Source organism: Paenibacillus dokdonensis, from assembly GCF_004916975.1.
In the GTDB taxonomy this organism is placed as follows: Bacteria; Bacillota; Bacilli; order Paenibacillales; family Paenibacillaceae; genus Paenibacillus_AQ; species Paenibacillus_AQ dokdonensis.
Genome location: NZ_STGQ01000002.1, coordinates 1,344,139 through 1,366,470, shown reverse-complemented (window position 1 = coordinate 1,366,470; position 22,332 = coordinate 1,344,139). Strand labels below are relative to the sequence as shown.

At 48.7% G+C, this 22,332-nt stretch carries 24 protein-coding genes and 1 riboswitch; of the genes, 7 read left to right on the top strand and 17 right to left on the bottom strand.

From position 1 onward, the window contains the following. Window position 1: 1 nt before the first annotated feature. The 12 genes from E6W40_RS24090 to E6W40_RS24035 all read right to left on the bottom strand — a co-directional run bounded on the left by E6W40_RS24090 (window position 2) and on the right by E6W40_RS24035 (window position 10,529). A complete protein-coding gene (locus E6W40_RS24090; protein WP_136608071.1) occupies window positions 2-916 on the bottom strand; it encodes an ABC transporter ATP-binding protein in 915 nt (304 codons plus the stop codon). Continuing rightward, window positions 917-1,327, bottom strand: a complete 411-nt coding sequence (locus E6W40_RS24085) for a GntR family transcriptional regulator (RefSeq protein ID WP_136608239.1) — start codon at window positions 1,325-1,327, stop codon at window positions 917-919. Window positions 1,328-1,462: 135 nt separating this feature from the next. After that, window positions 1,463-2,182: a hypothetical protein gene (locus E6W40_RS24080; RefSeq protein WP_136608070.1), complete on the bottom strand. Its 720-nt coding sequence runs from the start codon at window positions 2,180-2,182 to the stop codon at window positions 1,463-1,465. 230 nt (window positions 2,183-2,412) lie between these two features. Continuing rightward, complete coding sequence (locus E6W40_RS24075; protein ID WP_136608069.1) at window positions 2,413-3,288, bottom strand: DUF4850 domain-containing protein; 876 nt, start codon at window positions 3,286-3,288, stop codon at window positions 2,413-2,415. Between the two features lie 312 nt (window positions 3,289-3,600). Further along, the gene (locus E6W40_RS24070; RefSeq protein WP_136608068.1) at window positions 3,601-4,065 is read right to left on the bottom strand and encodes a DUF420 domain-containing protein; all 465 of its coding nucleotides are present in this window, start codon (window positions 4,063-4,065) and stop codon (window positions 3,601-3,603) included. 31 nt (window positions 4,066-4,096) lie between these two features. Next, on the bottom strand, window positions 4,097-5,008 hold the full coding sequence (gene ctaG / locus E6W40_RS24065) for a cytochrome c oxidase assembly factor CtaG (protein ID WP_136608067.1): 912 nt from the start codon (window positions 5,006-5,008) through the stop codon (window positions 4,097-4,099). A gap of 99 nt (window positions 5,009-5,107) precedes the next feature. Beyond that, a complete protein-coding gene (locus E6W40_RS24060; RefSeq protein WP_136608066.1) occupies window positions 5,108-5,431 on the bottom strand; it encodes a cytochrome C oxidase subunit IV family protein in 324 nt (107 codons plus the stop codon). A gap of 3 nt (window positions 5,432-5,434) precedes the next feature. Further along, a complete protein-coding gene (locus tag E6W40_RS24055) occupies window positions 5,435-6,061 on the bottom strand; it encodes a cytochrome c oxidase subunit 3 (RefSeq protein WP_136608065.1) in 627 nt (208 codons plus the stop codon). After that, window positions 6,058-7,908 carry a cytochrome c oxidase subunit I gene (gene ctaD / locus E6W40_RS24050; RefSeq protein ID WP_136608238.1) on the bottom strand — a complete coding sequence of 617 codons (1,851 nt, stop codon included), beginning with the start codon at window positions 7,906-7,908 and terminating at the stop codon, window positions 6,058-6,060. Before ctaD ends, E6W40_RS24055 begins: the two co-directional genes overlap by 4 nt. An 81-nt stretch (window positions 7,909-7,989) precedes the next feature. Continuing rightward, window positions 7,990-9,033 (bottom strand): cytochrome c oxidase subunit II, encoded by a 1,044-nt coding sequence (coxB, locus tag E6W40_RS24045; protein ID WP_136608064.1) that lies wholly within the window; start codon window positions 9,031-9,033, stop codon window positions 7,990-7,992. A 368-nt stretch (window positions 9,034-9,401) separates the two neighbouring features. Beyond that, window positions 9,402-10,151, bottom strand: a complete 750-nt coding sequence (gene map / locus E6W40_RS24040) for a type I methionyl aminopeptidase (protein ID WP_136608063.1) — start codon at window positions 10,149-10,151, stop codon at window positions 9,402-9,404. Between the two features lie 189 nt (window positions 10,152-10,340). Further along, entirely contained in the window at window positions 10,341-10,529 is a 189-nt protein-coding gene (locus tag E6W40_RS24035) for a hypothetical protein (protein ID WP_036651115.1), read from the bottom strand. 358 nt (window positions 10,530-10,887) lie between these two features. Here E6W40_RS24035 and E6W40_RS24030 point away from each other — a divergent pair, with 358 nt between their 5' ends. The 4 genes from E6W40_RS24030 to E6W40_RS24015 all read left to right on the top strand — a co-directional run bounded on the left by E6W40_RS24030 (window position 10,888) and on the right by E6W40_RS24015 (window position 13,881). Beyond that, the gene (locus E6W40_RS24030; protein ID WP_136608062.1) at window positions 10,888-11,910 is read left to right on the top strand and encodes a serine hydrolase domain-containing protein; all 1,023 of its coding nucleotides are present in this window, start codon (window positions 10,888-10,890) and stop codon (window positions 11,908-11,910) included. A 105-nt stretch (window positions 11,911-12,015) separates the two neighbouring features. Further along, a complete protein-coding gene (locus tag E6W40_RS24025) occupies window positions 12,016-12,300 on the top strand; it encodes a transposase (RefSeq protein ID WP_136608061.1) in 285 nt (94 codons plus the stop codon). Window positions 12,301-12,546: 246 nt separating this feature from the next. After that, the gene (locus tag E6W40_RS24020; protein ID WP_136608060.1) at window positions 12,547-12,888 is read left to right on the top strand and encodes a DUF4870 domain-containing protein; all 342 of its coding nucleotides are present in this window, start codon (window positions 12,547-12,549) and stop codon (window positions 12,886-12,888) included. Between the two features lie 96 nt (window positions 12,889-12,984). Continuing rightward, a complete protein-coding gene (locus tag E6W40_RS24015) occupies window positions 12,985-13,881 on the top strand; it encodes a diacylglycerol/lipid kinase family protein (RefSeq protein ID WP_136608059.1) in 897 nt (298 codons plus the stop codon). A gap of 68 nt (window positions 13,882-13,949) precedes the next feature. On the opposite strand, the gene E6W40_RS24010 is transcribed toward E6W40_RS24015, so the two are convergent. Continuing rightward, complete coding sequence (locus E6W40_RS24010) at window positions 13,950-15,317, bottom strand: nucleobase:cation symporter-2 family protein (protein WP_136608058.1); 1,368 nt, start codon at window positions 15,315-15,317, stop codon at window positions 13,950-13,952. Between the two features lie 69 nt (window positions 15,318-15,386). Beyond that, window positions 15,387-15,959, bottom strand: a complete 573-nt coding sequence (locus tag E6W40_RS24005; protein ID WP_136608057.1) for a xanthine phosphoribosyltransferase — start codon at window positions 15,957-15,959, stop codon at window positions 15,387-15,389. Between the two features lie 144 nt (window positions 15,960-16,103). Further along, a riboswitch (purine riboswitch) is annotated at window positions 16,104-16,204 on the bottom strand. A gap of 247 nt (window positions 16,205-16,451) precedes the next feature. Between E6W40_RS24005 and mscL the strand changes: the two genes are divergently transcribed. Then, on the top strand, window positions 16,452-16,922 hold the full coding sequence (gene mscL, locus E6W40_RS24000) for a large conductance mechanosensitive channel protein MscL (protein WP_246073156.1): 471 nt from the start codon (window positions 16,452-16,454) through the stop codon (window positions 16,920-16,922). Window positions 16,923-16,965: 43 nt separating this feature from the next. Here mscL and E6W40_RS23995 read toward each other — a convergent pair whose 3' ends face one another. Further along, entirely contained in the window at window positions 16,966-17,271 is a 306-nt protein-coding gene (locus tag E6W40_RS23995) for a hypothetical protein (RefSeq protein WP_136608055.1), read from the bottom strand. Between the two features lie 133 nt (window positions 17,272-17,404). On the opposite strand from E6W40_RS23995, the gene E6W40_RS23990 reads away from it, so the two are divergent. After that, window positions 17,405-18,040: an NUDIX hydrolase gene (locus tag E6W40_RS23990; protein WP_136608054.1), complete on the top strand. Its 636-nt coding sequence runs from the start codon at window positions 17,405-17,407 to the stop codon at window positions 18,038-18,040. A 41-nt stretch (window positions 18,041-18,081) separates the two neighbouring features. On the opposite strand, the gene E6W40_RS23985 is transcribed toward E6W40_RS23990, so the two are convergent. Together E6W40_RS23985 and E6W40_RS23980 are read right to left on the bottom strand one after the other, a co-directional pair. Further along, the gene (locus E6W40_RS23985; protein ID WP_136608053.1) at window positions 18,082-18,921 is read right to left on the bottom strand and encodes a TrmB family transcriptional regulator; all 840 of its coding nucleotides are present in this window, start codon (window positions 18,919-18,921) and stop codon (window positions 18,082-18,084) included. Between the two features lie 128 nt (window positions 18,922-19,049). Next, a complete protein-coding gene (locus tag E6W40_RS23980) occupies window positions 19,050-19,859 on the bottom strand; it encodes a zinc ribbon domain-containing protein (protein WP_136608052.1) in 810 nt (269 codons plus the stop codon). 308 nt (window positions 19,860-20,167) lie between these two features. Between E6W40_RS23980 and E6W40_RS23975 the strand changes: the two genes are divergently transcribed. Next, window positions 20,168-22,318, top strand: a complete 2,151-nt coding sequence (locus E6W40_RS23975; RefSeq protein ID WP_425464959.1) for an ATP-dependent helicase — start codon at window positions 20,168-20,170, stop codon at window positions 22,316-22,318. Window positions 22,319-22,332 lie beyond the last annotated feature (14 nt).

Below are 22,332 nucleotides of genomic sequence, written 5' to 3'. Positions count from 1 at the left end.
TTTAATCCCCTTTCCCTGTCTGCGTTCCTGCAGGCAGATGGCCTTTTAACCATAGGCTTAATATTTCATCAAGCTCGAGGGTTCTTGTCTTCAGAACCGGTATCCCCGAGTCTTGTAAAATCTGTTCTGTATTGAGGCATTCTGTCGTAATCATCCGGACCACACCTTGCACATCCTGCTGAACCTGGATGATTCCGGGTAAATCCCCGGCAAGATCAGTGCCGCCGCTCACCCAAATCTCTTTCCAGTTATCCATCAGACTGTCCTTCTCCACCATGCCATGCATTTTACCGTGGTGCAACAGCAGCACATAGTCGGCCAGCCTTTTGACTTCGTCCACAATATGGGTCGACAGCAGCATTGTGGCTTCTCCCGATTCCATGTAGCTCCGTAGCTCATCGATCATCAGCTTCCATGCAAAGGGATCAAGTCCCGAGGAGGGTTCATCCAGCAGCAGCAGCTTGGGACGTGGTGCGAGCGCGGCAGAAATCTCATATTTACGCCGTTCCCCTTTAGACATATTCTTGAGCTTGATGTTCCGTGGAACCTTGAATTTCCCGAGCAGCTCTTCAAAATAAGTCTGATCCCATTCCGGATACCACTGTGCCCGAAATTCTGCCGCCTCTTCCGCAGTCAGATTGTCCTCTTCCCTGCTCGATTTCTCTGATACGAAGCCGATCTGACGCCGGACATGCTGCGGAATTTCCTGCTTGTAATTCTCGCCAAACCAGGAGATACTGCCTTGGTCGGGGAAAACAATTTTCAGCATCATATGAATGAGTGTACTTTTACCCGAGCCGTTTTCTCCGATCAGTCCGATCACATAACCTTTGGGCAGCTGCAGATCAATGGGTCCGATTGTCTTCTGCCGCATCCTTTTCTCGATCCCTTTCATTTCTATGGCGATCTCTTCCACTTATGCTTCACCTTCTCTCTTATCCGGATGATACTTGCTGTGCAGTATGGTTAAGAAAAGCTCTTTTAGTTCATCCTCTTCGCACTTGACGGAAATGCCGACATCGACTGCGGAATTCAGCGCCTCTTCGACCGCTTCCCTTCGGAATACTTCACGCTGTGAATCACCAACCTTGGCGACAAATGTTCCGGTTCCCTGTTTGGTCCGCAGCAGCCCCTCGCTCTCCAGATCCTGATAAACCCGGCGAACCGTAATGACGCTGCAATTTAAGCCTCCGGCAAATTCCCTGATGGATGGCAATAGGGTTCCCTCCTTGATTTGTCCGCTGATGATCAGCGATCTTAACTGGGATTCGATCTGATGGTAAAGCGGTTCAGCGCTGTTTTCATTCAGTTGTATAGGAATCCACACCTCTCGCACCTCACCTCTTGCTTCTCGAACAGCTTGCTGCCCGATGCGGCAGTTCTGTAGACGAAGGAGCCCATATTTATCTTAAGTCGTATAATTTGAACTAAAGCTTCTTTAACGCCATCCCGTTCCAATTCGTTACACCAGATCTCGGCTTCTAAGCTTGCGTAATGTTATTTTTGAAAAGAACACCAGGCTTGCCGCTGCTGCTGCCAGCATTACCCACATCAGGGGAGACAGCAGACTCCAGCGGGTTGCCAGTTCAATAGAGTATAACAGCATATTACCACCGCATATTTTAATGACCACCGCTGAGATCACCGCCACAGCTAAAAGCAACAAGGTTGATCTCAGATACGCTTTGCCGTGATTCGAAAATTCCAAATACATATACGGCCCTGACATCATGATTCCGTAACAGATCCATGTGAGAGCTAAAGCAAAATATCCTGCCAGAGACATTTCTATGCGCATCGGCTCGGCAATCCAGTACATTAGGCCGAAGAAGACGATTCCGTTCATGAAAAAAGCCAGAAAAATCTGCAGCAGCCGGTAAGCGATCACGACATGGTCGGGTATCGGCAATGATCTGAAATAGGCCAACATCTGTGTGTATGAATCCTCACTTAAGTATTTGAAGGATCTTCTGCAGAAGTAAAAGCCAAGCATGGGCATCAACAGTAAAAACAATCCGTCAATCAACGGGCTCAAATACTCCGGGGCCCTCATCTGACCTTTGACGGCCATCCCAAACGTATAAGCCATGTAAGCAGCATATACGAAGGCCCAAACAAAATATCTCTTCTCGCCCTTCAAGTCCTTCAGTATCATGGACCAAGCTTTCTTTACGTTTTCCAAACGGCTCTCCCCCGCTCAATCTTGAATATGTGTCAGGTGTGTATATACACCTTGTTAGTGTGCTTACTGTGTATATCTTTATACACAGTATACAGTGTGATTATATTTCCTGCAATAGGTAGATTGATTTTTATTTGGAAAATTTTATTATTAACTCATTATCAAAACAAAAAAAGGCCGAAGCCCTCAATGAGCTTCAAGCCTTATATTACAGCGATTTATGATTCATTCTAATAGACAAAAGCCGCTGGATATCTGGAAAAAAAATTAAGCATGGTTTGTGCTAGCTGTGCCTTTTCTTCAGGTGTCTCAATCTCCAGCAGGGTAAATTGATTGTTATTCTGTTCAACAAACCGATAGGCCATCCCGTAGGTCTTAAAGACTTCCGAATGCTTTTTCAACTTATATTGTACCATGTGCTCATTCAGCTGCTTTCTGCTCTCAAACACAGGCGGGTCTGCCATAAACCCTTTTTCTTCTGCCCACTTCTCCATCTGCGGAAAATAACTCCCAATCATTCCGATAGCACATCCCTGACAGGGTCCGACATCCAGATAAGTCAAATGGATATCCGGATTTGAAGGATCCCGCATTTCAATTTTAGCCGAGCCATTCATTCCCGTCTCCGCTGTGGTAACCTCCCAGTTGCGCGGAGCAAGCATGAGATAGCCATGGCTGCTGCTCTCATTCAGGAAGTATGCCCCCCATCGAGTTAATTCCGAAGGCGGAATGGGAAGATCCTGCAGTACCGGCAGTTCCTTATGCGGAAGATTGGTTGGAACCTCTTCACCATAGAATTTACCGGATATACAGTAGAGAGGAATTTGCCTAATACTTACTTCAGTCGACTGCTTCAGCTTAAGCACACCGCATTGTACCGCGGGCTGCCTGCTCTTACTTATGTCTGGATCTGAATCAGACGGCTTCCCGGATGCGGGCGGCGCTGTGGTCTGATTTTGCTGTCCTGTCTCATGCTGTTGTTCTGCCAACAACGCTTTGGGGTTCGAAAGCGAGGTTGTAAACAGCAATGTCACGATGGCTGCTACAACCAGGACATAACGTTTGCTCTTCTGACTCCCCTGTTTCCAAAAGCCGATACGTTTCATGTGGAATCCCGGACCTTTTCAGTGATTTTGAGGTTCACCCTTATAAACTTTAAACGTGATTAGGAACCATAAAGTTACCGTTTATTTTTTGGCGTTCCTTAATAAATACCCACATTCCAGGTCCAAGAACAATGTAAGCATGTAAACATGCTATATTTTACATCCACTCCTTATAAATGATATTCGCAGTCAAGCGCAAATCCGCCCAGATACTAATATGTGACAACAAGAACAAAAAGACCTTTTCGCGATGCCCCTTACGGACACCTGAAAAGGTCTCTTATGCTTATCTATGAATATGCGGGTAACTTCTTAAGCTCCTAAAATAACTTCCCATACCGGCTTGGTATGTCCGCCCGGATACAGCACGTACAGCAGAACATATACCGCTACTCCGGTGATGGCCGTAATAAACCAGATGGTTGCCGTGACTCTTCCCCACTTCCGGTGCTTCGAGAATTTCTCCTTGAAAGCCAGCACCAGCGTGGTAATTCCAAATACAGCAGCTATGGTAGCCAGCGTAATATGGAAGATCAGGAATATCTGATAATAAACCTTCATCTCGTCCGATCCGCCCCAGGAAGTATTCCCTACGAATGCGGTTCTGGACACGTAGATGATGAAGAACAGGAGCGCGGCAATCGCACCGCAAATCATTACTTTTTTGTGGGCTTCACGCTTTCCTTGAATAATGAGCGCCCAGCCAATTGCCACCAAAATCGCACTAATGACAATAAACGATGTGCTGACGGTTGGCATTAGCATGTATAAATCCATGGATATCCCCCTTACTTCGAGAAATCAGCTCTTATGCCCGATTCAATGAACCTTCGTTAAACTCAGCTGGCGTAATATCGTCTTCTTCTTTATTTTCAGTCTTATACCATTGGAAAAATACTTTTCCCAGCATAGATGCGAAAATAAATTCCTGAATAAACTTCATCACGATTCCGCCAACCTGCTGATCTACCTTTGTGCTCATGATGTTGAAAAAGGTTGGACCGCCAAATGCCTGAAGCAGCTTCGACGGGTCTCCGGATACGCAGTACCCCATTGCCTGTGCCCATGTATTCGGATCGCTGTATGTAGCATACATCGGCTTGGTCGAGAAAATGATCAGACCACAGGCCGGTGTCAACAGTACCATGTTCAGGAAAATAAAGCCGATCTTAGTGAGTCCTGAAGCCTTGTCTTTTTCCGGCAGCGGATTAATCAGTGTCCACCACATTAGGATAGACGCAATAAACAGCACCAGATAATAGATCCGGTGAAGAGCAAAATGCAGCATCACATAGTCATGGACCGCCGGAAAGTGATAGAAAGAGAATAACCCGTTAAACACCACCGCAGCCACAACGGGCCGGGCCAAGAAACCCAGTTTCTTGAATGGATTCACCTTCAGGATCGCTCTCCACAGCCATGCTGGTAAACCCATCATAAGCAGCGGCGGCGCCACCAGATATGACAGTGCCATCGTCGTCATATGAAACGTGAACATCATATGTCCGAGCAGACTGATCGGCCCGCCTTGAGCAAGGTACAGGATAAACATACCGCTGACGAAGCTGATCTTTTTGCTTAACGACACTGGCTCAGCACCCGCAAACCTCTCACTAAGCGGTCCGATTACAACAAAATAAGCAGCCGTCACGAGCAGCATAAATGCGAGAAATAACGGACTGAACAAAGCGCTAAAGCTAAAATATTCTAACCCCAGCATGTTAAAACCTCCTCTCAAGCAGCGTCAGATCTGTCGAAATTGTGACAGCTTGCCCTCATTGAAAAAAAGAGGGGGCCAAAGCCCGCCTCTTTCTCTATTTTACCACCAAACCCAATACAAAGCTGTTACGATCGCAGTACCAGCTACGAAGAATCCGCCAATCATAAACAGGATGGGCATCAAATGTCCCCGATCCTTTAAGTGCATCCAGTAACCTAATTGAACCAGGACCTGAAGCACTGCCATGACCAGGAGCAAAATAACCGTAAAGGCTGCATTCACTCCGCCGGCAGAGACAGCTGCAAAAGCAATGGCTGTCAGAATGATGGAGAAAATGAATACTATGATATGCTTCTGAGGGCCCTCATGACGTTCACTATGCTTAACGACATCATGATTCGCTTGATGATCTGCAGTAGACATGTCTTAGCCCACCTTTCCGAGCAGGTAAACGACCGTAAAGATGAATACCCATACGACGTCGATAAAGTGCCAATACATTGCCGACACATATACTTTAGGCGCCGTTACGACCGTCAATCCTTTTTTATAGAGCTGACCAATCAGGACGGAAATCCACAGTACCCCGAATGCAACGTGCGCTCCGTGGAAGCCTACCAGTGTGTAGAACGCCGAACTGAATGCACTTGTAGTCATGCCGAATTTCTCTGCACGCACATATTCAGCAAACTCATAAATTTCAAGACCCAGGAAGCCCAGACCTAAAAGAACGGTAATCATTAACCATACGCGAAGTGCAGCTACCTTATGACGGTGCATCGCCTGAACGGCGAACACGCTGGTCAAGCTGCTGACGAGCAGGATCAAGGTCGCTGCCGCAGTCATCGGCAGTTGGAAAAGCTCACCTGCAGTAGGGCCTTCGTTCGTTTGATTGCGAAGCGCCAGGAATGTCGCGAACAGGGTACCGAACAGCACGGCCTCTCCACCAAGGAAGAGCCAGAAGCTGAGCACTTTATTGCGGCCTTCCAACGTCGCTTTTTCCGGTTCATGCGGCAAAGCGCCGTCTACCGTTTCTGCATGCGTTGTACTCATGCTTTTACCCCCTCTTCGTCCAGCTCATCCACTTCGATATGCCAGCCGTGATCGTCATACAGGGAACGCAGCAGCATGGAACCGAAAGTAATTAACAAACCAATTATAACAACAATCCAGTTGTTGAAGATTAAGCTCATGAAGGAATTCGAGAATTGTTCTTTACTGAACATGAATCCCAAACCGGCAATGAAAATGCCGACAGACATTACAAATGGCAGAATCGTTGGCGAAGGCATGTGGATTGGACCCAGTGGTTCTGCAGGTGTCATTCCTTTATTGCCAGCCATTTTTTCTTTCCACAAAGCATCGATACCACGAACAAGCGGAATTTGCTTGAAGTTGTACTCTGGTGGAGGGGATGGAATCGCCCATTCCAGTGTACGTCCGTCTTCCCAAGGATCGTCTGCAACACCTTTAGGCTTCGTAGCCGTTACGATTGCGTTGATCAGGAAGATGAGGATACCGATACCCATCAGAATAGCACCGATGGTACTTACCATATTCAGCGTATCGAAGCCTTGGTTAGGCAGATACGTAAATACGCGGCGCTGCATACCCATCAGACCCAGGAAATGCTGTACGAAGAAGGTCAAATGGAAACCGATGATGAAGAACCAGAAAGACAATTTGCCAAGACTTTCGTTGAGCATACGGCCGAACATCTTAGGCCACCAGTAATGCAGACCTGAGAGGAGACCGGATACCAGACCACCAACGATAACATAGTGGAAGTGGGCTACAACGAAATAGGTGTCATGGAACTGGAAGTCGGCAGGAGCCGATGCGAGCATAACCCCTGTTACACCGCCCATAACGAATGTAGGGATAAATCCGATCGCAAACAGATTCGGGCTTGTAAAGCGAATCTGTCCGCCCCACATGGTGAACAACCAGTTGAAAATTTTGATACCTGTTGGTACGGCAATGAGCATTGTCGCAATGGAGAACAATGCGTTCGCAACGGGACCGAGGCCTGTTGTGAACATATGGTGAGCCCAAACCATGAAGCCCAGGAAGGCAATCAGGATTGTTGCAAACACCATGGAGCTGTAACCGAAAAGACGTTTGCGTGCAAATGTTGGTATAACCTCGGAAATAACGCCGAAAGCCGGCAGGATGAGGATATACACTTCAGGGTGACCAAATATCCAGAAGATATGCTGCCAAAGTACGGGGTTACCGCCATTGGCGACTTCGAAGAAATTAGCTCCCAAAATCCGGTCAAACGAAAGCAATACCAGACCTACCGTAATGGCAGGGAATGCGAACAGGATCATCGCAGAAGTAATGAAGGATGTCCATGTAAACATCGGCATTCTCATAAAGGACATTCCCGGTGCACGCATCGTAATGATCGTAGCCAGGAAGTTGATGCCCCCGATCAGCGTACCGAGACCGGCAATCTGAAGGCCGACCGTGTAAAAGTCAACACCGTGCGTCGTGCTGTAAGTAGTTGTCGATAGCGGAGTATATGCTGTCCAGCCCGCATCTGGAGCGCCACCCATAATCCAGCTCAGGTTCAGCAAAATGCCGCCGAACAGGAATGTCCAAAATCCGAGCGAGTTCAGGAATGGAAAAGCAACGTCGCGTGCGCCGATTTGCAGTGGAATAACCGCATTCATCAGGGCAAAAATGACAGGCATTACGCCTAGGAAGATCATTGTCGTACCGTGCATGGTAATCAATTCGTTAAAGGTCTGTGCTGATACGAAATCATTCATCGGCTTGATAAGCTGCAAGCGGATCAACACCGCTTCGATACCGCCAATCCCGAAGAATAAACCGCCAGCCAGTAAATAAAGTATGGCTATTTTCTTATGGTCGACTGTTGTCAGCCAATCCATTAAGCCCTTATGGCGCTTGACACTATGAGCATGAGCCAAGGTTGGTACCCCCTCTTATAAAGATCTTGCTGTTGCTAATGCTTAGTAATTCAACTTGTAGTTAGCCAAGTAATCGGCAATGCCATCGATTTGTTCATCTGTCAGACCCAAATCTTTTGGAGCTGGCATTTTATTGCCCGGTTTCACAGCTTGCGGATCTTCAAGCCATGTTTTGAGGTTTTCCTTAACCGGTTTGCCTCCGTCTTGACCTTCGTTCAGCAAGATACCAGCAACAGATTCACGGGAACCGATGCCTGTAAGGTTTGGAGCTACAGGACCACCTTGGTCACCTACAGCATGGCAAGACAAGCAAGATTTCTTGAACGTTTCGGCCAAAGCCTGATCTTTAGGCAGAACAGCAGGAGCCTTCATTGCTGTTACCCATTTATCAAACGAATCCGGACTTACAGCCTTAACCTTGAATTCCATCAGACCGTGCGAAGGGCCGCAAAGCTCGGCGCATTTACCGCGGTAAACTCCCTCTTTGTCCGTACTGAAGCTAAATCTGTTAATCGTCCCATCCGGGTTGGTGTCCATTTTACCGGACAACGACGGTACCCAGAAAGAGTGAAGAACGTCTGCTGTTTTCAGTTCGAAAGCAATGTTCTTACCCGTTGGCATCATCAGTTCCTGTGCGGTTTTCACGCCATACTGCGGGTATTCGAACTCCCACCAGTATTGATGCGAGGTAACCTTAACCTGCACAGAACCTTTTTCATTGTAATGGTCATCGCCAAAAGCAAAAATCTTTTGAACGGTAGGAACGGCTAGGATGAACACCAGAATAAGTGGAATCACTGTCCAGAGGATCTCCAGCTTAAAGTTTCCTTCTACTTGTTCAGGTACACCAGTTTGTCCCTTTTTCCTGCGGAACTTAATTAAAACGTATACCGCAATTGCAAATACGATGATCAATACCACGATCATAATCATGATTGATAGCTTCATCAAATCGTACTGTCCTTCCGCCACAGGTCCCTGTGGTCGTAATGCCGACAAGTCCTCGCGGCCGCACCCGGCTAAAAGCAGAGAAAATACTGCGAGCAAGGGAAGGAGTCGCTTTACAGCCTGCCACCGTTTCATCATTGATCTACCCCACTTTGTACATTTTCACAGGCGCCGCCAAAGAGTCATTCGGCGGTCAATCACCTGCGCTATAACGGATGAATAGCTACTGTCAATTAAAACAATCACCTATTTAATATAAGTTTAAGGTACTATTTTGTCAATGTTTCTGACCTAGTTCACAAATTGTTCGAAAAGTCTCGAAAGTCGCGCCACACAAGCGTTTGCAATCGTTTCCACTGTGACCTCACACCCACTTCCGCCCTCCGTTTTGCAACCTTAGCAATCCCCTTTCGTATACCCACATTTCATTCCTTTCATTCATATTTCCCCTTTTTCCAAGCTTTGAATCGTCAAATTTCAACAAAAAAAGAAGCCCATGCGGGCCTCTAATTGGTAAGAATCAATGGACCTTCCTTCGTAATGGCAATGGTATGCTCAAACTGCACACCACAGGTACCATCCGCCGTCTGGATGCTCCAGCCATCATCATTCCAGAGCACAGCCCCGGTCGACCCAAGCGTGAATATAGGCTCGATCGTGATGACCATTCCTTCAATCAGCCGCATGCCTTCACCGCGTTTGCCGTGACTCGGCACATCAGGCAATTCGTGAAGCGCTTTTCCGATACCGTGGCCCACCAGAGGCTTAACAATCCCTAACCGCCCCCGTTTGGCTGTCTTCTCTATGATATGCCCGATGTCGCCAATGGAATTGCCGACCACTGCCTGCTCAATTCCTGCATAAAGCGCCTCTTCTGTTCTCAGCATGAGCTTTTGCAGCGGTTTGCTGAGAATTCCCACTCCGTAGCTCCAACCAGAATCGGCAAGCCACCCGTCCTTGTTCACGACAATATCAATGGTCACTACATCCCCCTCCGACAATGGTACATCATTCGGGAAGCCATGGCAGACGGTATCATTGACAGAAGCGCAGGTTGCAAACGGAAAACCCCGGTATCCTTTTTGCTCAGGCGATGCACCGTGGATGGCCAGATACTCTTCAACAAACGCATCGATGGCAAGCGGTGTGATGCCAGGAGCAATCATTTTGGCGATTTCCTGATGGCATGCTGACAAAATACGTCCTGCTTCACGCATATATCCAATCTCTTCCCTGCTTTTCAAGCTTATTTCCATGCTGCTGCCCCTTTCACTCACGCGTTTTGCCCATCACACGGGAATGTTACACTATATGCGATATGAACTCGGTACAGCAGCTTGAAAAGCAAAAAAAACCGTATTTCCGCAAAACAATCTCAGCGGAATACGGTTTATCATAGGCTTTATTTAATTTTTATTGAACAAGTTGGGCTTGCACTGAAGTGATTATGAAACAGAAGAATTCATTCTTCCCAATTCATGCTCCACAACCGAGGTCAACTCTTCTTCGTACCCTCCCATAATATGATACTTCCGGACATACTCCTTCACAAATTTCTTTGGATCTTTTGGTCGGAATATCCGTGTCATTTCCCGCAGACTTTCTTTTACTTCGTTATGACCTTTAGTTGCCATGATAGTTCCCTCCCAAAACACTTGAATGGATTACTCCAATTAAGAGAATGCCGAAAAGACCTTACCTGACATTATGAAGTTAGTCGTTTGCAGTTAGTTATTTAGGTTTGGGCTTGAATGCTCCCGGCTGCCGCTTAAGGTACTGAGAATTAACATACCCCCAGACGGTAAGACTGAATCACTCCCTTCATTGTATCATATTCTTCTGTTGAAAACAGCTTTCCAAAAAAATGAATAGATTAAGTTTTTTTACAATGAATTTTAAGGATCTTATCTTTGATCATCGGTTGATTGGTTTAAGTTCATAATAACGTTTAATATTCACAGCACATTTGCGGCTTTGAGAGGAGACCTGAATATGAAAAGTCAAAGCATGATGCTGTATAAATCGCCATCTTTCCGGACACCCCCTTTTTCTTATCAGCATCCGGAGAATGCCGGCTGTAACCAGCATCTGCTGGACAAGGCCGATGCAGAGATCCGGAGATCCTTTCCGAAGATGAGAAGCTTTCTGGTTGTCCGGCGGGGTCACCTGATATACGAAAAATACTACAATGGGCATGAGAGCGGATCACTCAATGATCTGAGGTCTGCCACCAAAAGCTTTACCTCGATTCTGACAGGGATCGCGGCTGGCCGAAGCCAGCTTCCTGATCTGGATGCGCCGCTTCTCGGAATTCTTGAACGATTCAGGCAGAGGCAGGGGGATCCGCTCCTGCAAGAGGCACTTACCCTCCGCAGGCTCCTGACGATGACCACAGGACTTGCGTGGCAAACCGGCAAGAAGCTCGGGGAGCCGATGATCCACCGCTTTCACCGCAGCAGACACTGGGCCTCCTTTGCGCTATCGCTTCCGGTCATGCCGGAGATGATTGGACGTTTTCAATACAGGAGCATTGACACACATCTGTTGTCTGTCGTCCTTACAGAATGCACCGGCCAGGATGCATATACCTATGCCAGAGAGAATGTCTTTGAACCCATTGGGATAGAGCATGCCGCTTGGCTCTCCAGCCCGGAGGGACACAGCATGGGCCATATCGGGCTTTTCCTCACCTCACGTGATATGGCCAAGCTGGGCGTCTGCTGCCTTGAGGGTGGAAGCTGGCAGGGGCAGCAGATTATTTCATCGGACTGGCTTAACCAGGCGCTCCAGACGCAGGTAGAGGGCTACCCTGCTTTCGGCGATTATGGATTTGGCTGGTGGACAGGAAAAATGAATGGACAGACCTTCAGCTGTGCACACGGACATGGCGGACAGCAGATCTATCTGTTTCCTGAGTCTGAAGCAGTCATCGTGTTTACAGCAGACAGCAAGGTCAGCCGCTGGAAGAATCCCCGGCCGCTGCTGCAGCAATTCATATTGGAATCCATGGACTAGCCAGCCGAAAATCCGGATAAACCATTGTTAGTCAGGGAACATTAATAAGGCAGCTTTACGTCTTCAGCAGAATTTCCCGACAGCGCCATGAAGGAGGACTTTTTTATGAAAAATAAAGATAAAGCGATGCTGCCTGTTTCCCGTGAAGAGGTTGAGGTGGACGGTATCTACACCAATGAGTGGGGCCGTGAGGAATTGCTGCACAGGGGACAAGACTTTCCGGCAGACCCCATGATGGGAACCACAGAATGGCAGCTTAGTGAATTCATCTACGATACCCATTCTGAAGGCCGGACAGACCCTCGTCTGGTACCGAAAGAAAACGATACGGACAAGATCGGCAAGATTACACATCCGCGTAAACAGCAGCAAGGCGGAGATCCTTCTTAAAAAGGAAAATCCACGGGCAAACCCTTTTAAAGACTGAAACTTCACACTCAAGTTTTACATCTGTTATCAGAAGGATTATAGTTTCGATTTCTGATATCATATGCAAAAAGGCATCCTTAAGAGCAGGCTTTCGGATATTTCCGAAAATGCCCACTCGACGGGATGCCTTTTTTTACTTTTCATAACTTGTCTCAGCCGGACATATGTTTATACAACAATCCCGATGTAAGACAAGGAGTGGTAAGTATGTCCCCTTTCTTCAAATCGTCTACAGGTCTGCCTGAAAATATTGCAGCGACACTATGCTATCTATTCGCCTTCATCGGCGGCATCGTGTTTCTCGCACTCGAAAAACGCAGCCGTTTCGTCCTGTTTCACGCCCTGCAGTCCGTGTTTGCTTTCGGAGCCGTTATGATCGCCCATGTTCTTTGCGGCTTTATTCCCCTGATCGGCCCGCTGATTGCAGGGCTTCTCTCCATTCTGACCGTGATTATGTGGATTGTTCTTCTCTTCAGTTCCCTGCAGGGAAAATGGCTGAAGCTTCCCTGGATCGGCGATTTTGCCGAAAAGCAGCTCCGCCATCTGTAATGATCCGCATATGTCCATTATTTCAGGGTTCCCTTTTGACTCCATAATTCTTACAATAAAGACAAAGGGTTCTTTGAATGACATGGGGGAAAACAAATGTATTTGTTCGTAGTCAATAAAAGGTCGGGCAATGGCCACGGCTACCGTACCTGGCTCAAAATCAAGACAGCTCTGGATTCAAAGGCAGTTCGTTACCGCCATCTGTTTACTGAAAGCGCCGGGCAGGCAGCAAAGCTCATTGCCGCTACCCTCTCCGAGCCGGAGAATTGGCAGGGGGTAGCCGTTATCGGTGGAGACGGCACCATTCACAGCGTTCTGCCTGTCTTGAAGGAATTCAACGTTCCGCTTGCCGTTATCCCTGCCGGTTCAGGCAACGATACCGCCCGCGGCTTCGGCATTCCGCATGATCCCCTGTCTGCGCTCGATATTATGTTAGCCGGACAGACCAAAGCAGCCGACCTGATTGCAACGTCGGGAGGTCTGACGCTTACGGCTCTTGCTATCGGATTCGATGCCCAGGTTGCCGAGAATGTGAATGCCAGCCTGTATAAAAAGATCTGCAACTTTTTCCGTGTCGGCCGGGCCGCCTACATCGTCGGCGTTCTGCATACGCTTCTGACCTTTAAACCATGCAGCGTCACGGTAACCTGTGATGGGGTGACAAGCACCTATCCCAATGCATGGCTTACCGCCATTTCGAATGTGAAAAGCTATGGCGGCGGGCTGCATATTTGTCCCGAGGCTCATCCCGGCGACGGCGAGCTGGATATATGCATCGTCCATGGATGTTCCCGGCTGCAGCTTCTCCGTTTGTTTCCAACCGTAATGAGCGGCAAGCATGTTCATCTTCCCTTCGTAAAATTCATGCGCGGGAAGGAAATCTCTATTCATTTCGATCAACAGAGGCTTGCACTTGGCGATGGTGAGAACATGTCCACCGGTCCGTTTGATATATTGGTAGAACCCAATGCACTCCAGGTTTATGCCGTTTAATCTATATAACCCGGACTTTTATATTCGTAATTTCGATACTATAAACTAAAAAAGAAGGGCAAGCACGCTTAAGCGGCTTGTCCTTCTTTTATTGAAGCATCTTCCGTATTCGGGAGCCTTCCTCCCTTAAGTCCGTTGAACAGCAGGTTAAGCACTATGGCTGTGACGCTGCCGGCTACGATGCCGTTGTCCACAAGAATACGGGCCCAATCCGGAAGTGCCTTGAACAGATCCGGACTCACGCTGACGCCAAGCCCCATCCCTACGGAGCAGGCAATAATAAACAGATTCTCAAATTTGTTAAGATCCACCTGTCCTCCAAGCATCCGGATGCCGGACGATACAACCATACCGAACAGGGCAACCATCGCGCCCCCGAGTACCGAGGTCGGAACAAGCTGGGTCAGGGCAGCGATTTTCGGGACAAAGCCGATCACGATCAGGATCCCCCCTGCCACGAAAATAACATCTCTCGTTTTCACGCGGCTCATTTGAACCAGACCCACATTTTGCGAATAGGTGGTATACGGGAAGGAGTTAAACAACCCGCCGAGCACGATCGCCAGGCCTTCGGCACGGTATCCCTTAGCAAGGTCCTTGGAGGAAACATCCTTGTCGACGATTTTTCCAAGCGCCATGAATACCCCCGTTGATTCCGCAATGCTGACAATCGCCACGAGAATCATGGTCAGAATGGATGATACATGGAATGTAGGCGCTCCGAAATAAAAAGGTCTGACCGCATGGAACCAGCTGGCCTCCTTCAGGGGCGTCATGTCCACATGTCCGGCTGCAGCCGCAACCAACGTTCCGATAATCAGCCCGATCAGAACGGAGATGGAGCGAATAAATCCTTTTGCAAAACGGTTCATCAGGATAATGAATACCAGCACCCCAAAGCCAAGTCCGAGATTCAGCAGGCTTCCGAATTCACCTATCGCCTTCGCTTTGTCTCCGCCGCCAAGGTCATTGAGCGCGACTGGAATCAGCGTTACCCCGATGACCGTCACAACCGATCCGGTAACGACGGGCGGGAATAAGGCAATTAATTTACCGAACAGTCCCGAGAACAAAATAACGAATACGCCCGACGCGATAATGGCGCCATAAATAGCGGATACGCCGTCTTTCATACCGATCGCAATCATCGGCGATACAGCCTGGAACGCACATCCGAGCATCACCGGCAGCCCGATGCCGAAAAAGCGGTTGCCCCACACCTGAAGCAGGGTTGCCAGGCCGCAGGCCATCAAGTCAATTGCGATGAGATAGGTCAGCTGCTCTGTAGTAAAATCGAGTGCATTGCCTACGATCAGCGGTACGATGACCGCGCCCGCGTACATGGCCAGGACATGCTGAATGCCAAGCGAGAAGGTTTTGAAAGGATTTCTGTTTTTCATAAAAGCTTTGCGCTGCCCTTGATTGGTCCGTTCCATACGGAATATTCCTCCCAGAAAGTTGGTTTTCATATTATCTGCATAAATGCCGCTGACCCGAATGATGATTTACTCTGCAAAAGTGACGGTTTCGTTGTCGAGGGCGGCGATGCGGACCAGCGACTCTACGCGGTATCCTGCTTCCTTCAGCAGACGGCCTCCAGGCTGGAACGCTTTTTCAATGACGATGCCGATTCCGGCCACTTCCGCCCCGGCTTGCTCTACGATACGGGCAAGTCCGAAGGCGGCCTCACCGTTCGCCAGAAAATCATCAATGATAAGAACACGTTCCCCTGGTTGAATAAACTTGCGGGAAACCGTAATTTCGTTCGATTCCTTTTTGGTAAATGAGTATACCTTCTCTACAAAAATATCTTCTCGCAGCGTCAATGATTTCTGCTTGCGGGCGAAAATCAGCGGTACCTCGAGCTCTAAGGCAGTCATGATTCCCGGAGCAATGCCTGAGGATTCTATCGTAAGTACGCGGTCAATGGACTGATCTGCAAAAAGACGCTTGAATTCCTTCCCCACTTCCTTCATCAGTACAGGATCCATCTGATGGTTCAGGAATGAATCGACCTTGAGTACCTGATTGCTGAGTACAATTCCTTCATTTAATACTTTTTGTTTTAACAGCTGCATTACTTTTCCCCCTTAGAATCTCCTTGCTTCGTATCTTCCGAAAACACGAAAAAAGCCCGTCTCTTCCCGGCACTTGCCCTGCAGGCAGTGCTTCGGATAGAGAGCGGGCTCACGGAAACAACTCAAAGACGTCGGGACAGAAGCCCGACCGTTCGTTATTCCCGTAGTCCGACCATTTCCGGTGATCGGGTAGAGACATGCAGGCCAATTCCTGCACATATACGAGAAGCTTTATGAATTTTTTTCAAGCGTAAAGACAATGCATGAAGTATACAGCATAACCGGGATAAAAAGAAAGAGGTATTTGATGGAGACAGCCAAAAAGCTTCTGATTCAAAGGAAAATACTGATTTCAGCTCCAATCTCGTTTATACTTGAACCCATTCATAAGCAGCTCATGGTATGATGAAATGGATTCTCGATTGATTCACTTTAATGAAATTGTCCCATACTATTCATAGAATCATAGAAAGGTTCCAGGAGGGAAATCTATTGAGAGGCTTTATTCATGAATTCAAGGAGTTTGCCGTTCGCGGCAACGTCATTGACCTGGCGGTCGGTGTCATTATCGGGGGAGCTTTCGGCAAAATCGTTACGTCCATCGTAAACGATATTATTATGCCGCCGATTGGGCTGCTGCTGGGAGGCGTCAATTTTAAGGATCTGATCATTCCGCTTAAGCCAGATATAACTGTTCATACGCTGGCTGAGGCCGAGAAAATTGGAGCACCAGTGATTGCAATCGGGCAGTTTATCAACGTTGTTCTCGATTTTCTGATTGTGGCATTTTGTATTTTTCTATTGGTTAAGGGCATTAATTGGATGAAAAACAAGGAGCACGAGAAACCAGAACCTGAAAAAACGACCAAGGAATGCCCATACTGTATGTCTGAAATTCCCGCGGCAGCCACACGCTGTGCACACTGCACATCCGTTCTCGAAACAGAACCGGAGCATGGCTGAGTTTCCCACGCATGTCAGGAAAGATCCGCGGGGCAACCCGCGGCTACAGGCCTGGCGGTCTTTGCGGCATCAGACTGCCAATGACCTTCTTCAAATCACGGTCTTCCGTGTATTTGGCTTCCCCGGTGTCCAGTTCCGTTACACGGATATATTCGAACTCGGCTCCCGCTGCCGCAGGTGTAAACAATAGTTTATCCGGATCGGTCAGCGCCACATGATAATTCATATCCTTAAACATCTCAATGAGCTGCTGGGTATCTGGTTTTTTCCCCTTTTCAATAAAAAGCAATCCACGCAACCGCTTGATCTCTTGCCTGTATTTCACTTCAAACCGAACGATGCATTCCATATTGATCCTCTCTCTTTCCCTATGAATGTTGGTGTATAGTCTTGCAAACCTTGACCTGCATGAGCTTGCCACAGAACCGGGCCTGGGGGATAATAGTCATAATTTGACTTAACCGGAGGTGTTTTGGGCAGCTATGAGCCAGGAATTATTTGATATATATGATGAACATGATCAAAAAATGGGTACCGTCCCACGGGATGAGGTGCATGCCAAAGGCTATCTCCATCATTCTTTCCATTGCTGGATCGCAAGGGACACGCCGGAAGGACGTAGAATTCTGTTTCAAAAACGTCAGGACAGCAAGGACACCTTCCCCGGTCTCTATGATATTACGGCTGCTGGCCATCTCTCCGCCGGAGAAACCGTCGAGGATGCGGTCCGCGAGGTGGAAGAAGAGCTTGGGATCCCCGTCCGTATGGATCAGCTGACATCCTTCGGCACGATTGACTATTACGCAACCGGCACAGCGGGCGGCAAAGCCTTTATCGACCGTGAAAAATGCTTCGTCTTCGGTTACCTTCTGAATCTCCCGCTCACGGATTACCGACTTCAGCAGGAGGAAGTTGCCGGACTGTATGAAGCAGGTCTGGACGATGTGATCGCGTTATTCGAGGGCACCCAAACCACCATTTCTGCTTCGGGCATCCATTCCGGCCAGGAAAGTAATGATGAGCTGCAAATTTTTGATACCACTTTAAGTTTACAACAATTCGTTCCTCATAAATGTGATGATTATCTCAATGTGTTCAAAAAACTGAAGAAACTTTAGAGATATCGGGCAAATCAAGTATATTTATAGCAAAAGGGCGCCTAGGCGTCCTTTTGTTGTGTAAGCTCCTTCTGTTCCTCCGCCTGAGCGCTGTCGGGTCCAACGTATTTCCGGTAAATCCTTTCATAGCGCGGACCGTATCGCTCAGTGAGCTCTTCTCCGATATCCTGTTCAAGCTCGAACAGCACCATTTCCTGAGTAAAATGATGAAGCAAGAGCTCCACCATCACCGGATGCTCGGTGACAAGCCCCTGCGTTGTACAGTCCTCCCCGCGCATACCAAGCATGCACCAGCGGCGGTCAATAACAAAGGAAAATCTCCGTCCCGGTCTTGCCCCTCTCTCCTCCTGTCCGAGTGAAGGCCAAGGCAGCAGTCTACTAACCGCCTCATCGGCACCCAGGCATGACCAAAGCAGCTTAACCCCGCGCTGCTCGGCTTCCTCCAGACCATGTCTTACGAGTGAGGCTTCTTCGCGCCATACATCAACTACAATTTCATGTTCAGCCCGCTCCAGCTCACGTGTCAGTGTCTCCATGACGTTGCGGTCACCCTCAACGCTGTAGAAAGGCTGCTGATCCGGTTCCACCCGCGGCATTCTCATTTCAATAAAAGACAGCGACTCTTTCACCTGTCCCGATATCATCTGTGTTAATTCCTCAGGCTTCAGCATGCTGTAACGTACGGGCTCCCCGGCGCTGCGCCGTAAAAATCCATGCTGTGATAAGCGCTGCAGGGCAGCGTACACGTTTGACCGTGAAACGCCGAGCCCTTTTGCCACTTCATAGCCGGAGGATGGGCCCTTACCGGCCAGTTCCACCATTATCTTCGCTTCCATCTCGGTGAAACTTAAGTTCCGCAGATGCTGTAGCAATTGTTCCATCATTTTGTCCTCCCAAGCTGCCGAAACCCTTGTCTTCCTTTTGTATCCGGATTGTATACAATCAATCCTCGTATGCATAAGTGCAGAATACATGGTTACTTCATTTGCTTTATGATTTATATCATTCTTTAGATTTGTTCCGCTCCGCAGCGCGGGCACCACTTCGAGCCTTTAGGCAGATCTGCCCGGCATATCTGACATTTCACCAAATCACGCTGCGATTCCACTGGAGCTTTCTCAGGAGAGCCATCGTTGTTCTCCTTCCAGTAGCGAATACGACGGTCCAGCTCCAGCTGGCGTTCACGTTCACGCTCCAGCTCCTCGGACTGCCGGCGTTCGCGTTCATCGGAGTATGCTTCCTCTTCCTCCGGCTCTTCCCAATTCGGGTCTGCTGAGTATTCATAACTCCGTTCCGCGGAAGCGCCCGCTTCTTCTCTGTCATACGAACGATCCTCTTGATAATCTTCGTAATCCTCTTCCTGAGGGGCAGGTTCTTTATAAATTTTAGTCTCCGCATAATCATCGGTTTGAAATGCAGCCGCCGAAGAAGCTGCACGAGATTCGCTGCGTTTCTTCGTTGTCTGCTCTTCGTTCAAATTTCTGCCGCAGGCAGGACAGAAATTGGCGTCCAGCTCGACCGTGCGTCCACAACTGCACAGTTTCTCATTTTTCAACTCGGCAATCCGGCCGCGGATCTCGTCGATCTCTTTTTGGAGACTGTCGCAGGCTTTGGAATGCTTGATCATCTCTCGTTCGGCAAGAGTCAGATCCTCAGCTCTGTACCCTTCATAAAACGCCCTGCCCATTTCCACATAATGAAGCTCCATTTCCTTCTCAACCTCAGCGATCTGCCCATTCAGCTTGCCGACTTCAACGGCACCCTGTGCCTTTTCCGTTGCGCGGTTCGCCCCGTCCTTGATTCGTTGTAAAATATTCATTGATTTTCTCCTCCAATTTCCCAAAATCATCCCATGTAAGAATCAATTTCTACCTAAACTGATTCGTATTGTTTGTTTTTAATATGGTTTTAGTAAATCAAATCCTCATGTTACAAAGATACCATGTCACGCCTTCACTGTGAAATCTACCCATGACTTCCGCTTCAGCCTTCTCGTTTGCTGCCTTCTCGGGGTATAATGGACTGCATGCGTTTGGGTGTTTATATCATACCAAATTTATAGGGCACTTGTGAAAAAAGCAATCCCTTACATCATTTTCAGACTTATATAAGGAGGGTGCAGCCATGGTGAATACACAGCTGACGCTCACAAGCGTACCCGCCCATGTGCCGGCTTCCGCCAAGCCTCCGAAGGCGAGCGACGCCCCAGGCCTCACCAGCCGTGACCTGGTTATAGAACAGGCGCCGGATGCTTTCTTCTTCCGGGAGTTGGAGCGTCACGGCATACTACTCAATGCTCCGCAAATTAAGGCAGTCCGCCACGGCGATGGTCCCATGCTGATTCTTGCGGGTGCCGGCTGCGGCAAAACAACCGTTCTTGCGGCACGCACCGCATATCTGATCGCCGTTCGCGGCGTACCGGCATCCAGTATTTTGCTGGTCACCTTTACAAGCAAGGCAGCCCATGAAATCAAGGAACGGATCGCCCGGATGCCCGGTGTCAATCCTGCAGCAGCCCGTTCCGTGGAGGCCCGGACCTTTCATTCATTTGCACTCATGCTGCTCCGCAGAAGCGGCTGCAAAGAACAGATCATGGGAGAGTTCAACGCACAGCATACGATCATGAAAATGGTTCTGCGCAGGCTGGATCCATCGCAAACCTACCAGCCCGAAACGCTTCTGGCTGCATTATCGGCATGGAAAATGCAGGGGCGAAGTGTGGATGAGCTGCCTGAGAAGACATCCGAGGAAGCTTCCGTCAAACGGATTATTGAAGCCTACGAATCCTGGAAGCAGGAACGGCATTTATGGGATTTTGACGATATCCTGCTGCAGCTGCGGCGGCGTATGGATGACCGTTTGTTCCTCAAACGGCTTCAAAATCGTTATACCTGGCTCATGGTTGACGAGTTTCAGGATACCAATACCGTTCAGTATGAACTGGTACAATATCTGGCCGCAGCCCACCGGAATCTCTCGGTCGTCGGCGATGATGATCAGACCATATATACGTTTAACGGGGCCCGCCAGGAATCAATTCTGGAATTTGACAAGCTCTATCCAGAGAGTAAAATCGTCACCCTTGATATTAACTATCGCAGCGATAGCCGGATCCTTGGCCTGGGAAGCGCCATTGTACGGCATAATCGCTTTCGGCGCGATAAGGTGCTGAAGGCGGCCGGACCTGCAGGGAAAATGCCGTATTATACGCTTCCTGCACATCCCGAAGAAGAAGCCTCCTGGGTGGTCACCCACATTACAGAGCAGGTTCAAACGCAAAATGCCGCATATAAGGATATCGCGATTCTGCACCGCACGGCGGGCAGCAGCCGCGCTGTCCTGGAGCAGCTGCTCCTGCGTGAAATTCCATTTGTGCAATACGGCGGTACCACTGTATTCTATGACCAGTCATTGATCAAGCCTCTGATGGATCATCTTCGGCTGAGCTTGAATCCCCGCCGGATGGAAGCACTCCCCGGCACTCTCGGACCGCTGTATGTACCCAGAGAAGAGGGGCTCGCATATATCTCGGTACAGGAAAAACAGATCCGGAAGAAATATCCGTTGATCCATCTTACTCGTTGGGACAGACTGAAGCCGTTCCAGCAGACCGCCGTGAAGGACAGAATCAAGCTAATCAAGTCGCTTCAGACCATGAAGCCGGCTTATGCCATTCAGGAAATGCGCCGCCTGTTCTACGATAAATATATCCAGGCAGGCGATCCGCTCGTCTATACCCAGTACAAGGAGATGGTCCTTGATTCGCTGGAGGAACTTGAGAGCGCTGCAGCACGTTTTGATTCGGTAGAACAGTTTGTTGCTTATGCGGATGAATTATCCCTGCGTCATGCACAAATGGAATCCCTCAGAGACAAGAATGACGGAAATGCCGTCCAGCTTATGACGATACATCGTGCCAAAGGACTCGAGTTCCCTTATGTATACTGGATTGGAGCCAGCGAAGGCATCCTTCCGCATAGCACCGCTCTGAAGGAAAAGCCACCGGAAGAGATGAAGGCGACGGCTGCTCCCGGAACGACGGAACAGAATGTCAGCGAAGCTGCGCTTGAAGAAGAACGGAGACTGGCTTATGTCGCCGTAACCCGGGCTAAAAAAAGGCTGTATATCAGCTCGCCCGCTTACTATCACGGCAAACCCGCCGCTCCTTCCCGTTTCCTGCTCGAGGCTTACGGAATAAAGAAATCAAAAGACATAACCTCTCCCTCAACACGCCCTGCCGATGATTCAAAAAAGGCGGCTTCGTGTAAGAAAAAGTAAAGCCATTTATGCCA

Excerpts from the sequence above, each read along its gene's own strand:
- E6W40_RS24075 (WP_136608069.1), bottom strand. The coding sequence starts at position 3,288 with ATGAAACGTATCGGCTTTTGGAAACAGGGGAGTCAGAAGAGCAAACGT.
- E6W40_RS24070 (WP_136608068.1), bottom strand. The coding sequence starts at position 4,065 with ATGGATTTATACATGCTAATGCCAACCGTCAGCACATCGTTTATTGTC.
- ctaG (WP_136608067.1), bottom strand. The coding sequence starts at position 5,008 with ATGCTGGGGTTAGAATATTTTAGCTTTAGCGCTTTGTTCAGTCCGTTA.
- E6W40_RS24060 (WP_136608066.1), bottom strand. The coding sequence starts at position 5,431 with ATGTCTACTGCAGATCATCAAGCGAATCATGATGTCGTTAAGCATAGT.
- E6W40_RS24055 (WP_136608065.1), bottom strand. The coding sequence starts at position 6,061 with ATGAGTACAACGCATGCAGAAACGGTAGACGGCGCTTTGCCGCATGAA.
- ctaD (WP_136608238.1), bottom strand. The coding sequence starts at position 7,908 with ATGGATTGGCTGACAACAGTCGACCATAAGAAAATAGCCATACTTTAT.
- coxB (WP_136608064.1), bottom strand. The coding sequence starts at position 9,033 with ATGATGAAACGGTGGCAGGCTGTAAAGCGACTCCTTCCCTTGCTCGCA.
- map (WP_136608063.1), bottom strand. The coding sequence starts at position 10,151 with ATGGAAATAAGCTTGAAAAGCAGGGAAGAGATTGGATATATGCGTGAA.
- E6W40_RS24035 (WP_036651115.1), bottom strand. The coding sequence starts at position 10,529 with ATGGCAACTAAAGGTCATAACGAAGTAAAAGAAAGTCTGCGGGAAATG.
- E6W40_RS24030 (WP_136608062.1), top strand. The coding sequence starts at position 10,888 with ATGAAAAGTCAAAGCATGATGCTGTATAAATCGCCATCTTTCCGGACA.
- E6W40_RS24025 (WP_136608061.1), top strand. The coding sequence starts at position 12,016 with ATGAAAAATAAAGATAAAGCGATGCTGCCTGTTTCCCGTGAAGAGGTT.
- E6W40_RS24020 (WP_136608060.1), top strand. The coding sequence starts at position 12,547 with ATGTCCCCTTTCTTCAAATCGTCTACAGGTCTGCCTGAAAATATTGCA.
- E6W40_RS24015 (WP_136608059.1), top strand. The coding sequence starts at position 12,985 with ATGTATTTGTTCGTAGTCAATAAAAGGTCGGGCAATGGCCACGGCTAC.
- E6W40_RS24010 (WP_136608058.1), bottom strand. The coding sequence starts at position 15,317 with ATGGAACGGACCAATCAAGGGCAGCGCAAAGCTTTTATGAAAAACAGA.
- E6W40_RS24005 (WP_136608057.1), bottom strand. The coding sequence starts at position 15,959 with ATGCAGCTGTTAAAACAAAAAGTATTAAATGAAGGAATTGTACTCAGC.
- E6W40_RS23995 (WP_136608055.1), bottom strand. The coding sequence starts at position 17,271 with ATGGAATGCATCGTTCGGTTTGAAGTGAAATACAGGCAAGAGATCAAG.
- E6W40_RS23990 (WP_136608054.1), top strand. The coding sequence starts at position 17,405 with ATGAGCCAGGAATTATTTGATATATATGATGAACATGATCAAAAAATG.
- E6W40_RS23985 (WP_136608053.1), bottom strand. The coding sequence starts at position 18,921 with ATGGAACAATTGCTACAGCATCTGCGGAACTTAAGTTTCACCGAGATG.
- E6W40_RS23980 (WP_136608052.1), bottom strand. The coding sequence starts at position 19,859 with ATGAATATTTTACAACGAATCAAGGACGGGGCGAACCGCGCAACGGAA.